The sequence below is a fragment of the Bacillus sp. CFBP9009 genome, from assembly GCF_036541465.1.
Lineage (GTDB): Bacteria > Bacillota > Bacilli > Bacillales > DSM-1321 > Peribacillus.
In genome coordinates, this window is record NZ_JAZHFU010000012.1 from 43,987 (window position 1) to 56,859 (window position 12,873).

Sequence of the window (12,873 nt, forward strand, 5' to 3'; positions counted from 1 at the left end):
CATCATAGAAGAGAATGCCGCTTCCCTTGAAGAGGTTGCTGCGAATGTTGAAGATCAGCATTCACTAATCGATCAAATGGCTAGGAACTTTACGAACTTTGAAGAATTGCTTAATGGTTTAAGAAAGCTGACCCAATCCGACAAATGATCCGGTACATCAAAAAAAGCCGCAGGGACGTTATTCCCTGCGGCTTCCTTATGCCAAATCACTGTTCAATCAATTTTCCAAGGTTGGCCATTTCAATTGCACTAACGGCCGCTTCATAGCCTTTGTTACCTGATTTTGTTCCTGCACGTTCAATCGCTTGTTCAATATTTTCAGTTGTCAGCAAACCGAAGATAACCGGTACACCTGTTTCCAAGGAAACGGAAGCCATGCCTTTAGCTGCTTCATTACAAACATAATCATAATGTGAAGTGGCACCCCTGATTACCGTTCCAAGGCCGATTACCGCATCATATTTACCTGTATTCACAAGTTTTTTTGCAATTAACGGTAGTTCAAAAGCACCTGGGACCCAAGCGATGTCAACATCATTCTCATCAACGCCATGACGCTTAAGGCCATCCAATGCCCCTCCTAAAAGCTTGCTTGTGATAAACTCATTAAATCTTCCTACCACGATGCCGACTTTCAATCCTGATCCGATTAATTGTGCTTCAATAGTTTTCCCCATGTCCAATTCCTCCTAATTTTAAAAAACAATATAATTTTTTTGTTCTGATGTAATTCCTTAAATCCTCAAGCTTTCGGGATGTTCAGTTCAAGCTCCTGTTTCCCGATAGTATCATTTTGTTGAAGATACCGAATCAAATCGGCTATCGTAATGAATTTCAAGTTGAATTTATCAGCGATGACTTCTAAATCGGATACCCGGGCCATCGATCCATCTTCATTCATGATTTCACAAATGACACCAGCTGGAGCGGCACCGCATAACTTCGCCAAATCCACCGATGCCTCCGTGTGTCCTGCCCTCCTTAATACGCCGCCTTCTTTAGCGACTATCGGAAAAGTGTGACCAGGCCTTTGAAAATCTTCAGCGACCGAATCTTCATTAAGAAGCTCAAGGATGGTCAAGGACCTTTCAAAAGCACTGATTCCTGTAGAGGTGCTTTTATGATCGACACTTACCGTAAAAGCAGTGCCATGATGATCGGTATTTTCTCCTACCATAGGATGCAGTTTCAATTTCGCTGCCAGTTCTTCAGTGATGGTTGTACAAATCAAACCACGTCCATGAGTTGCCATGAAATTAATCGCTTCCGGTGTCGCCTTTTCGGCCAGCACTACAAAATCCCCTTCATTTTCACGGTCTTCATCATCGGATACGATTACTACCTTGCCAGCCTTCAAATCTTCTATCGCTTCTTCTATTGTATGGAACATCATTACACCGCCCTTTTATTAGAATCCATGCTCTGCCAAAAACTCTAAATTCAGTCCTGGTTTTGGATTGCCATTTTTCATTTGATGTATTATATATTTCCCTATCATGTCGTTTTCGATGTTAACGATATCGCCAGCCGCTTTTTGTCCCAATATGGTGTCCTGATGAGTCAATGGAATCAGTGATACAGTCAATAGGTTCCTTTCGATCCCAAATATCGTCAAGCTCGTTCCATCAATGGCCACGGATCCTTTTGGAATGCAAAAGGCACTGAGCCCCTCTTCCAATTGGATTACATAATAAACGGCATTTTCTTTCCGTTCTTTTTTTATGATCGTTCCGGTTCCGTCGATATGACCTGAAACAAAATGGCCGCCAAACCTTCCCTGTGCACTCATGGCTCGTTCGAGATTCACAGGTGATCCCAATTTCAATGTCCGGATCGAGGAAGCTTTGACCGTTTCCGGCATCACGTCGACCGTAAACAAACTTTTCGTGAAGGACGTTACCGTTAAGCAGACTCCGTTTACTGAAATACTATCCCCCAGATGAACATCTTCAAGGATTTTTTCAGAACGAATCGATAACTCCATACTGCTTTTTCCTTTTTTCATGGAATGTACGGTACCGATATCCTCAATGATTCCCGTAAACATGTTTTTCCCCCTTTTATAAAATATAAAAAACCCCTTAGGATGACCTAAGGAGTTAGCAGGAGAAATGAGTGAAAAAATTGTATACCTAAAAAGCCTAATATTTTCATTTTTGAAAAATTAGGCGTACGTATACACTTGGGTTCCACACGTCCTTCTCCCATCCAGACTTTACTGTCGGCTTTGGAATCTCACCAAATCCTGCCTTTAACAGGCTCGCGGGCTTAGAATTTCTTCATCACCGCCGGTTGGGATTTTCACCCGACCCCGAAGGACTAAAATAATATGAATCTTTGAATATTTTATCACCATAAAGTGAAGATGTAAAATTTCTAACCTTAAATGGTTCAATTGTTACAGAAACTTCCTCTCTTTATGGAAAAACGACCTCCAAAGTCCCCGATGTGCTCCAAAGAGGTTAATCAGGCTAAATATGTGGAATAGGGTTAGAGGATCACAATTCATATAAGGAGGAAGCCTTATGCTTATTTCCATCATCAACTTGATTTTCTATCTGTTCGTCGTTACGATGAATTTTTTAGCTAATTTCCTGCCATTGAACGGCCAGACATCAGGAGAGATTTCCGATAAACTTGATGTCCTTTTCACTCCTGCCGGATATGTATTTTCCATATGGGGCTTGATCTATTTCCTGCTCGCCATCTGGGTATTCAGGCAGTTTTTAAGCAAACATCAAAACAGCCCTGCTTATAAGGCATCCTTCCCTTGGTTCGCTTTAAGCTGTGTCTTGAATGGCGCTTGGCTTTTGGCTTGGCACTATGAACACTTTTTGTTATCCGTATTCATTATCATTGCTCTTTTGGCTACTTTAATGGTCATTTATACAAGCATAAAAAAAGTGGAGCACACTCCTTTCGACCTATTTCCGTTTTCCGTTTATACAGGCTGGGTAAGTGTTGCAACGATTGCTGACATTTCTTATTACCTCACGTATATCAAATGGGACGGTTTTGGGGTTTCAAGTTTAGCCTGGACGATCGTCCTGCTGATTGCAGCAACAATCCTGGCTTTTGTCTTTGCAGGTAAAAACCGGGATTGGTGCTATCCTCTCGTATTCGTTTGGGCGTTCATAGGCATCGGGATACGAAATAGCTCCGCCTATCCGGTAATTACGGACATTTCTTATATCCTGGCTGTCATCACTTTTATCGTATCCATCACCATCTTCATTAAAAATAGAAGGAAAATAGTAGCCTAAAATGCTTGTTGAAGATCTTGCCAGACATCCTGCCAAGCTTCTAGGCCAACTGAGAGACGGACCAGCTGGTCACTGATGCCCATTTGTTTCCGTGAATCTTCAGGAACGGCAGAGTGCGTCATGGTAGCGGGATGCTGGATCAATGTTTCGGCATCCCCAAGACTTACGGCAATTTTGATTAGTTTCAATTTATTGAGGAATTCCTGTGCATCCTGTTTTGTGCCATGCAATTCGAAAGAGATAAGGCCGCCGCCATGTTTCATCTGTTTTTGCATTATATAATGATCCGGTGAGGCTTCATCACCTGGATAATATACCTTTTTCACCTTTGGATGTTTCTTAAGTTCATGAAAGATTTCTATTGCATTGGCCGAATGACGGTCCATCCTGACAGGCAAGGTCTTTAACCCCCGCAATAGTAACCAGGCATCGAAAGGTGAAATGATTCCACCGATATCCTTCTGTGTAGTCCCAGCTACCTGATTCATGAATTCCTTCTTACCTACGACAAGTCCTGCAACGACATCCCCATGCCCGCAAAGATATTTCGTAGCGCTATGAAGGACGATATCACAGCCATACTCAAGCGGTCTCTGTAGGTATGGCGTCGAAAACGTATTATCCACTACGACCGTCACATTATATTCCTTCGCAACTTTCACCACCATCTGTAAGTCAATCATTTTCATCGTCGGATTGATCGGGGTTTCTACATAGATGCAGGTCGTTTCCGGCCGGATCATTTTCCTTACCTGTTCTTCTGTATCCATTTCACAAAAATCATGAGTGATGCGGTATTTATTTTTCATTAGCTGCAGAAGGCCAAATGTACAACCATATAACCCCTGTGAGCATAGGATGTGGTCATCTGTTTTTGTTAACGCAAAAAGCACAGCTGAAACGGCAGCCATGCCTGAACCGAAAGCAAGGCCAGCTTCCCCGCCTTCCAAAGCGGCAATCTTTTCTTCAAGCACCTGTACCGTTGGATTTCCAAGTCGTGAATATATATATCCATCTTCCATACCGGCGAAACGCCTCTCACCTTGCTCGGCATTTTCGAAAGTGAATGTTGAGGTTTGGAATAAGGGTGTTGCCAAGCTTCCTAAATGCTTCTTCGAGTCATATCCTTCATGGATGACTGCCGTTTCAAACTGTTTATACTTTCCTGTCATACCGTCTCCTCCTAACCTATGTCTATTGCTATCATATGTCAAAAACCTATATAAAGGAAGCGTTTTCATTCATGATTATCACCCATAAATGAACCCCTGAATAGTAAATATAATATGATTTCTCGAGGGCAATAGATGAATAAGTTCAATTGGATTCTGCAAATTGAGCAACTCTTTTAATTTTAATCCTACGGGCATTCGTAAAAAAGGGACAGCCGCCATGGCCGTCCCTTTTTCCGAATCATTCATCGACTACGATGTTTCCACCATAGAAGGTTACTCTCGTTAATGGTAGCTCCAGTTCACGAGCCATTTTTTTCAACTCTCGCTCTTCTCTTTCCGTTACGATTGAAATGACAGTCCCATCTGCACCAGCACGCCCAGTTCTCCCGGATCTATGGATATATTGTTCGATGTTGTCAGCCATATCAATATGAACGACCGCAGTAAGGCCTTTAATATCTAGCCCCCTTGCCGCTACATCCGTTGCTATCAGCATCGGGGATTTTCCGGAACGCAGCTTGCGCAGCGCTTTCTCCCTGTCGACTTTATTGGATTCGCCATGAAGCACGCCCATTTCAATACCTTTATAGCTCAGCTTTTCATGTAAGACGCTCAGCTCTGCTATATCATTCAGGAAGGCAAGGGCCTTCACATCTTTAAGTCTTGTGATTTTCTCCAGAATCTTGGACTTTTCACGTCTCTCAACAACAAAGTAAAGATGGTCCACCTTTGATTCCATTTTTTCATGCTTATCAACCTTGATCATTTCGGGTTCATTCATGAATCCCCTGGCCGCTTTTTCCGTTTCCTCCGGCAGGGTCGCTGAAAACACCATGATTTGCCGGTCTTTTAGCGTTGTTTTGATAATATTATTGATCGTTCCCATATGCTCCGGAGTGATCAATTGGTCACCTTCATCAAGTACTATCGTCTTAACTTCATGCATCTTCAATTTCTTTTGGGCAATCAATTCGTATATCCGTCCCGGTGTTCCAGCAATCACCTGTGGACGCTTCTTCAGTTTGTCCAACTGCCTTTTCACATTAGCACCGCCGATGAATGCTGCACCCGTAATGCCGCTTCCCTCTGACCAAATGCGAATTTCTTCATTGATTTGCATGACCAGTTCTCGTGATGATGCCAAAATCAAAGCTTGGGGCGATTTTTTTTCAGGATCTATCTTTTCCAGCAAAGGCAGTAAATATGCTAATGTTTTTCCTGTACCTGTCGGTGATTCGGCCATGATATCTTTTCCCTCGACAATCACGGGAATCGCTTTCGTTTGAATCGGGGTAAGTTGTCCGAATCCGGACTTTTTCCAGACCTCTTGTATATATGGTTTTCTATCGTTTATTAATGCAGGTAATTCGCTCATATCGTTCTCCTTTAATATAAAACTTTTCCTATCTTTCATAGTACCATTTATTCTTGTTCAGTAGCCAACGGAATGCGAATTGTAACCGTCGTCCCTTTGTTTATCTCACTTTCAAAATCCATTTCCCCCTGAAGGCGATGAACGATCTTCCGGCAAATTGCAAGCCCGATCCCTGTGCCCTTTTCCTTCGTGGAGTAAAAAGGCTCACCAATCCGTTCAAGGCGCTCGGGACCCATTCCCATGCCATTATCACTCACGCTGACTAAAGCTTGCCCATCGATGATTTGCAGCGAAATTTCAATTTCCCCTTTATCCTTTATCGCTTCAATGCTGTTCTTTATGATATTGATTACCAACTGTTTAAGTTCAATTGAATCAGCCATAATATAAATCGGTTCGGCAGTTTTAACCCTGAACCCCATTTCGATATTATTCAAATTCGTTTCTGCTTTCATCAACGTGAATACCTGCTGTAAACTGTCGGCAAGATCGATCCTGCGAAATGCGACATCCTGTTTCTTCCCGAGAACCAAAAGTTCACTTGAGATAATATTGATTCGGTCAATTTCCTTCAGCATGATATCGGAATGCAGCGGGTTTACTTCCTGGGTCATATCCATTAACTGTACGAATCCTTTTAACGATGTCAGTGGATTCCTTATCTCATGTGCGACAGCGGCAGCCAGATGTCCGATAACAGATAGCTTTTCAGACATGATCATCAATTCCTCTTCGCGCCGCAATTCAGTAATATCCCTAACGATTGCATATACCCCTAGCATTTCAGCGTGAACGATGATCGGTAAAAAAGTCACACGGATTATCCGTTTTTCATCACTGCTATTCTGGATGGTCGTTTCGAATTTAACAGCCTCCCCTTGAAGGGACTGTAAAAAGAATTCAGATACTTTATCACTTTCATTCCAGTTGAGGAGATGATTCGCATTCTTGCCTTTCAAATTGTCACTATTATGACCCAACAGTTTCTCAGCTTCCGGGTTTAGCGAAACAACATTTCCTTCGAGATTCAGCTCAAGGACACAATCCGGGTTATGCTTGAACAGCGACCGATACTGTTCATCCTTCAGAATGAATTCCTGTTGGGACCTCAACATTTTCCCCGTCCAATACCTGATTATGAAGTATAGGAAAAGCCCGGTAATGAAAATGAACATCCATCCTTTGGAATGTTGAAACATTGCATATATCCGAACATCTGCCCTTGCCTGTGTCATAGAGATGTAATCTGTAACGACAATCCATAAGACCCCAATGGTTATATATATAAAAGCCACTTTACATGCAATTTTATGAGATTGGTTCATATTTTTTCCTTTGTATTGTTTTAGGTTTATTATTCCCAAATCACTCAAAAAAAGCCCTCATGTTTTCAACATAAGGACTCTATCGATATTGTACCATATATATTGCAATCATTGTTTTATATCGCTAAAAAATCCAGAGCATTTTAACTGGACCTTCAATGATCAAGAGAGGTTTTTAATGGCTTGATTGAATTCTTCTTCTATATCATTTGTAGGCTTGGCCGATAATAAGCTGAAAACGACCACCGCTATTGAACCAGCGATGAAACCAGGAATGATTTCGTATACTTCAGCGAACTTATCGATCATATCCCAGACGATCACGGTTGCCGTACCGACAATCATTCCCGCCAGGGCTCCCCATTTCGTCATCCGTTTCCAGTACAGGCTTAACAGAATGACAGGACCGAATGCCGCTCCGAAACCAGCCCATGCATAACCAACCAATTTAAGGATCGTACCGCTTGGATTAAACGCCAATAATAAGGCAATGGCAGATATCGCCAATACACCAAACCGACCTACCAGAACTAATTCCTTATCAGATGCTTTCGGCCGAATGAACTGCTTATAGAAATCATCGGTCAGGGCACTTGCTGATACTAACAGCTGAGATGCAATCGTACTCATGACCGCTGCTAAAATCGCAGCCAACAAAAAGCCTGTAATTAGGGAAGGAAACAGTTCTTTAGCTAAAATGATGAAGACGGACTCAGCATTTTTTTCCCCTAAAGGACTGCTTGTCAGGTTAAAATAAGCAATCCCCACCAACCCGGTGAACATCGCTCCGACGATGGCAAAAATCATCCAGCCCATACCGATTCGCCGTGCACTTTTCAATTCTTTAACAGATGAAACCGCCATGAATCGAACGATTATATGAGGCTGTCCGAAATAACCAAGCCCCCAAGCCAGAAGAGATATGATGCCAATGGTTGACGTTCCTTCAAAAACATGCAATAAATTCGGGTTGATCGATTTTATTTCATTGAAGGTGGGATCCCAGCCACCAATATTTACAATCGTGACAACCGGGACTAGAATTAAGGCAATGAACATAATCGTACCTTGTACGAAGTCCGTCCAGCTAACAGCCAGGAATCCGCCGAATAATGTATAAAGAATAACGACGCTCGCCGTCAGCCAAATGCCCCAACGGTAATCCAAATTGAAAGCGGTGCGGAAAAGCTCACCGCCTGCTACCATTCCTGAAGATGTATAAAAGGTGAAGAAAATTAAAATGACCGATGCTGATACCACTTTTAAGACCCGGGAGCCATCCTTGAACCGATTTCCCAAAAAGTCGGGAATCGTAATCGAATTGCCGGCCACTTCCGTATATGTCCGAAGTCTTGGTGCCACGAATAGCCAGTTTAAATAAGACCCTGCACACAGGCCGACGACAATCCAGCCAGCACTCAACCCGCTTATGTACATTGCACCCGGAAGACCCATCAACAGCCAGCCGCTCATATCGGAAGCACCTGCACTCAATGCAGTTACAGCCGGGCCCAAGTTCCGTCCGCCAAGCATGTAATCGGTTAAGTTTGCCGTTTTCCGATAGGCCAAATAACCAATTAACAGCATGCCTGCCATGTATATTCCAATTGATATTATAATTCCGTAATCCAAAAATGAATCCCCCTAGGTTAATTTTTCATCTAGTAAGCTTATCAGAAAAAAAAACATATGTTAAGAAGTTCTTGCACCTTTCATCGATTTCACTTTCAATATAATTAAGAAAATTCATTTTATTAGATTAAATTATTAGGAGGAATACGCCATGCAACCCTATATCAATCAGCCAGATGGAGTCTTTCCCTCTGTTTGCTCTCTTGACTGTCCTGATCAATGCGGTTTACTGCTGCACAAAAAAGACGGGAAAATCATTAAAGTTCAAGGAGACCCTGATCATCCAGTCACAAAAGGGAATATTTGCAACAAAGTCCGCAACATGACTGCCCGTCTATATGACCCCAATCGCTTAAAGCAGCCATTAAAGCGCATCGGTCCGAAAGGAGAAGGGAAATTCGCTCCAATCAGTTGGGAAGAGGCCATTGACACAATCACTTCCAAATGGAAAGACCTGATCGATATGCACGGTCCGGAAAGCATACTTCCCTACAGCTTTTACGGAAACATGGGCAATCTTAGCGCTGAGGGGATGGATCGCCGTTTTTTCCACAAGCTCGGTGCAAGCATGCTCGAACGTTCCATTTGTAACGCGGCCGGCTCAGTCGGATACAGCTATACAATGGGTGGTTCATTCGGCACCGACCCAGAAGAAACGATTCATACAAAGCTTTTCATCATGTGGGGCATTAACGCTGTGAGCACAAATATGCACCAAGTAACGCTTGCCCAGCAAGCCCGAAAAAACGGGGCCAAAGTAGTTGTCATTGACGTACATAAAAACCAAACCGGCAAGTGGGCGGATTGGTTCATTCCGATTCTGCCTGGTACAGATAGTGCGCTCGCCCTCGGATTAATGCATATCCTATATGCCGAGAATCTAGTCGACCAGCCCTTTCTCGATGAATACACAGTGGGTGCTGCTGAATTCCGTGAACACGTCCGCCAATATGACCCTGCGACGGTCTCCGCTATCACTGGCGTTCCAATTGATGACTTATATGAATTAGCCAGGATGTATGGCACGACCAGTCCATCATTCGTACGGATAGGCAATGGCCTGCAGCACCATGACAATGGCGGCATGGCAGTACGCACCATTGCCTGCCTGCCTGCACTTACCGGCCAATGGATGGCGGAAGGCGGCGGAGCCATCAAAGGGAATTCAGGATATCTCGCGTTTAATACAAATTCCTTAAGACGTCCGGATTTATTGCAAAATAAAGCTACCCGGACCATTAATATGAACCAAATCGGGCAAGCTCTTCTGGAAAAAGAAAATCCGATTCGCTCCATGTTTGTATACGGCTCCAACCCAGCACTTGTCGCTCCGAATGCAAATAAGGTACAGGAAGGTCTAATGCGGGAAGATCTATTCACAGTGGTCCATGATCTATTCTTAACCGAAACGGCCATGTTTGCCGACCTCGTCCTTCCTGCCACGTCATCTTATGAAACGGAGGATTTTTATAATTCATACTGGCATAATTACGTCCAAATACAAAAACCTGTAGTCGAAAAATATGGCGAATCGAAATCGAATGTTGAATTGTTCAAACTGTTGGCTGTTGGAATGGGATTTGAGGAACAAGCATTTAGAGATTCAGAAGAAGATATGATACGGCAGGCGCTGGATTTTCCCGACAACCCGCATTTGGAAGGCATCACCTATGACTCACTTTCAAGGAATCAATTTGTCAAAGCCAAAATGCAGCCGATGTTCCCAGGCAAACTCCCGACACCAAGCGGTAAAATCGAACTTTATTCCGAACGGATGAAGCGGGATGGATACGAGCCTTTGCCAACATATACGCCAATCATTAAAGACAGCGACCTGCCATTTTTATTCATTCCGGCACCTAATCACAATTTCTTGAATTCAACCTTTTCAAATAATGCCAAACATATCTCCATGGAAAAGGAACCGAAACTGCACATGAATGCCGCTGATGCTAAAACTATGGGGATAGCCTCCGGAGATATCGTAAAAATCTGGAACGGTCGCGGTGAATGTTTGCTTACCGCTGCTCCCGGTGAAAATGTGTTACCAGGCGTTCTTGTCAGCCAAGGCTTGTGGCAGAATACTCCCGAAACAAAGCAACACATCAATTCCCTTACCCCAGATCGCCTCGCAGATATGGGTAATGGCGCCGTTTTCTTCTCAGGACGGGTGGATCTTGAAAAAGTCCAACAAGAGTAGGTCAACGTTAAGCAATCTTTGATTATATCTGCGATTCTTTGAATTATATCTGCGATTCCGGCATTTTATCTGCGATTTTCCGGATTATATCTCCGATTTCAGAAATATATCTGCGATTTTCCGGATTATATCTCGATTCCACAAAAAAAGGCTGTTCCCTAAGGAACAGCCTTTTCGTCAAGCTATTTACTCTTCATCAAACCAGCCTGTTGGCTGGATATCCAAGTTGTTATTGATTTGCTTCACTTCCGTATAAGCTTCGTAACCGAAAGTTCCCAGTTCGCGTCCATTTCCGCTTTGCTTGAATCCTCCCCAAGGAGCTTCGTTATAAGTTGGATGATATGAGTTAATCCATGTGATGCCGGCACGCACTTTTTTAATGACACGGTATGCTTTTGCGATATCATTCGTGAACACCGCTCCCGCTAAACCATATTTCGTATCATTGGCAAGTCGAAGAGCTTCCGCTTCATCCTTGAATTTTTGAACGACAAGCACCGGTCCAAAAATTTCTTCCTGCACAATCCGCATGTCCGGTGTCGTATCAACAAAAATAGTAGGTTCGACAAAGTAACCTTTATCCATGCCTTCTTCTTTAATTCGATTTCCACCGACGATTAATTTGGCGCCTTCTTCTTTTCCGATTTGGATATACGATAATATTTTGTTCATATGGGCTTCTGAAACGATAGGTCCCATCTGGCTGTTTTCATCAGAACCTGAACCTACTTTGATCTTTTTCGCCTTCGCAGTAAGACTTGCAATGAACTGATCGTAAATGGACTCTTCCAATAGTAAACGGGAGCCTGCTGAGCACACTTGTCCTTGATTACAGAAAATCCCGTATAGAGCATAATCAACTGCAGTCTCAAAGTCAGAGTCCGCAAATACGATATTAGGCGATTTCCCGCCGAGCTCCAATGTCACTTTCTTTAGGTTACCCAGTGAAGCCTCCATGATCTTACGTCCTGTTGCCGTTCCTCCTGTAAAGGCTACTTTATCGATTTCCTCATGTTCGGCAATGGCTTGTCCGACAACTGGCCCCGCTCCTAAGACAAGGTTTGCGACACCCTTTGGCAATCCGACCTCATCCATGATTTCAAATAGTTTGACCGCTGTCACCGGAGTGATCTCAGATGGTTTGAATACAACGGAATTTCCTGCTGCAAGCGCCGGAGCCAGTTTCCAGGCTGACATCATTAGTGGGAAATTCCATGGAACGATCTGCCCGCATACACCGATTGGTTCCCTTACGACCATCGCTTGCTGGCCGTCAGGAACTTCAAAAGTCTGACCTGTCGGTTTTGTAGCCAATCCTGCATAATATCTAAAACAGGCTGCTGAATCAGCGATATCATAACGAGCCTCACGCAATGGTTTCCCATTATCCAATGTTTCCAACGCAGCTAGTTCTTCAGCTTTTTCTTCTATTTTGTCGGCTATTTTGAATAAAATGCGAGCTCTTTCCACTGCAGGAGTTCCCCACCAACCACCTTCATAGAAAGCATATTTTGCTGCCTCGACCGCTGCATCCACATCTTCCTGTGTTCCTTCCGCAGCTTTGGCAATAACTTCCCCTGTAGCCGGATTCAATACATCCCTCTTCTCACCTGAAGTCGAATTCACCCATTCCCCATTGATGAACATCTTTAAGTCCAGTGCTCCCGTTCCTTCTTTTTTCTTGTTATTTTGCAAAGTTTCCTGCATGTAATTTCCTCCTCGGTTTTAAGTTATCTACCTATATATTAGATATGAGCAAGATTCATGCCAGTTTGAAATATTAGGTAACTCACGGTTTTATGCCCTTTCCTGTCTAATTTAAATTCAGTGGTGAATTACCTATTCATTTTTGCATAACTCATGGGACAAACTCTTTCAAGATTCAAGATTCATAGAAAAAAAG

Annotated in this window: 9 protein-coding genes, 1 pseudogene and 1 riboswitch; of the genes and pseudogenes, 2 read left to right on the forward strand and 8 right to left on the reverse strand. The window is 43.2% G+C overall.

The genetic code is table 11. The features are described 5' to 3' along the window. Positions 1-206: 206 nt before the first annotated feature. The 3 genes and pseudogenes from ribH to ribE all read right to left on the reverse strand — a co-directional run bounded on the left by ribH (position 207) and on the right by ribE (position 2,047). A complete protein-coding gene (gene ribH / locus V3595_RS21595; protein WP_048685088.1) occupies positions 207-677 on the reverse strand; it encodes a 6,7-dimethyl-8-ribityllumazine synthase in 471 nt (156 codons plus the stop codon). A gap of 74 nt (positions 678-751) precedes the next feature. Next, a pseudogene (gene ribB, locus V3595_RS21600) lies at positions 752-1,390 on the reverse strand (3,4-dihydroxy-2-butanone-4-phosphate synthase); the annotation flags it as partial. Positions 1,391-1,408: 18 nt separating this feature from the next. After that, complete coding sequence (gene ribE / locus V3595_RS21605; protein WP_137017840.1) at positions 1,409-2,047, reverse strand: riboflavin synthase; 639 nt, start codon at positions 2,045-2,047, stop codon at positions 1,409-1,411. Positions 2,048-2,192: 145 nt separating this feature from the next. Next, positions 2,193-2,323, reverse strand: a riboswitch (FMN riboswitch). Positions 2,324-2,525: 202 nt separating this feature from the next. Here ribE and V3595_RS21610 point away from each other — a divergent pair. After that, the gene (locus V3595_RS21610) at positions 2,526-3,263 is read left to right on the forward strand and encodes a TspO/MBR family protein (RefSeq protein WP_485909445.1); all 738 of its coding nucleotides are present in this window, start codon (positions 2,526-2,528) and stop codon (positions 3,261-3,263) included. Here V3595_RS21610 and megL read toward each other — a convergent pair. The 4 genes from megL to putP form a co-directional block, all read right to left on the reverse strand. Further along, positions 3,260-4,435 carry a methionine gamma-lyase gene (gene megL, locus V3595_RS21615; protein ID WP_485909447.1) on the reverse strand — a complete coding sequence of 392 codons (1,176 nt, stop codon included), beginning with the start codon at positions 4,433-4,435 and terminating at the stop codon, positions 3,260-3,262. The genes V3595_RS21610 and megL overlap by 4 nt on opposite strands. Before the next feature lie 241 nt (positions 4,436-4,676). Further along, complete coding sequence (locus tag V3595_RS21620; protein WP_101224899.1) at positions 4,677-5,813, reverse strand: DEAD/DEAH box helicase; 1,137 nt, start codon at positions 5,811-5,813, stop codon at positions 4,677-4,679. A 47-nt stretch (positions 5,814-5,860) separates the two neighbouring features. Continuing rightward, positions 5,861-7,108, reverse strand: a complete 1,248-nt coding sequence (locus tag V3595_RS21625; protein ID WP_485909449.1) for an ATP-binding protein — start codon at positions 7,106-7,108, stop codon at positions 5,861-5,863. Between the two features lie 192 nt (positions 7,109-7,300). Continuing rightward, positions 7,301-8,770, reverse strand: a complete 1,470-nt coding sequence (putP, locus tag V3595_RS21630) for a sodium/proline symporter PutP (protein ID WP_485909451.1) — start codon at positions 8,768-8,770, stop codon at positions 7,301-7,303. A 151-nt stretch (positions 8,771-8,921) separates the two neighbouring features. Between putP and V3595_RS21635 the strand changes: the two genes are divergently transcribed. Further along, the gene (locus V3595_RS21635) at positions 8,922-10,970 is read left to right on the forward strand and encodes a molybdopterin oxidoreductase family protein (protein ID WP_485909453.1); all 2,049 of its coding nucleotides are present in this window, start codon (positions 8,922-8,924) and stop codon (positions 10,968-10,970) included. Positions 10,971-11,156: 186 nt separating this feature from the next. On the opposite strand, the gene V3595_RS21640 is transcribed toward V3595_RS21635, so the two are convergent. Then, a complete protein-coding gene (locus V3595_RS21640; protein WP_230177866.1) occupies positions 11,157-12,677 on the reverse strand; it encodes an aldehyde dehydrogenase family protein in 1,521 nt (506 codons plus the stop codon). Positions 12,678-12,873: the final 196 nt, after the last annotated feature.

What these genes read in the sequence shown, in the direction of transcription:
- ribH (WP_048685088.1), bottom strand. Translation starts at nt 677, where the DNA reads ATGGGGAAAACTATTGAAGCACAATTAATCGGATCAGGATTGAAAGTC.
- megL (WP_485909447.1), bottom strand. Translation starts at nt 4,435, where the DNA reads ATGACAGGAAAGTATAAACAGTTTGAAACGGCAGTCATCCATGAAGGA.
- V3595_RS21640 (WP_230177866.1), bottom strand. Translation starts at nt 12,677, where the DNA reads ATGCAGGAAACTTTGCAAAATAACAAGAAAAAAGAAGGAACGGGAGCA.
- V3595_RS21610 (WP_485909445.1), top strand. Translation starts at nt 2,526, where the DNA reads ATGCTTATTTCCATCATCAACTTGATTTTCTATCTGTTCGTCGTTACG.
- V3595_RS21635 (WP_485909453.1), top strand. Translation starts at nt 8,922, where the DNA reads ATGCAACCCTATATCAATCAGCCAGATGGAGTCTTTCCCTCTGTTTGC.
- V3595_RS21620 (WP_101224899.1), bottom strand. Translation starts at nt 5,813, where the DNA reads ATGAGCGAATTACCTGCATTAATAAACGATAGAAAACCATATATACAA.
- ribE (WP_137017840.1), bottom strand. Translation starts at nt 2,047, where the DNA reads ATGTTTACGGGAATCATTGAGGATATCGGTACCGTACATTCCATGAAA.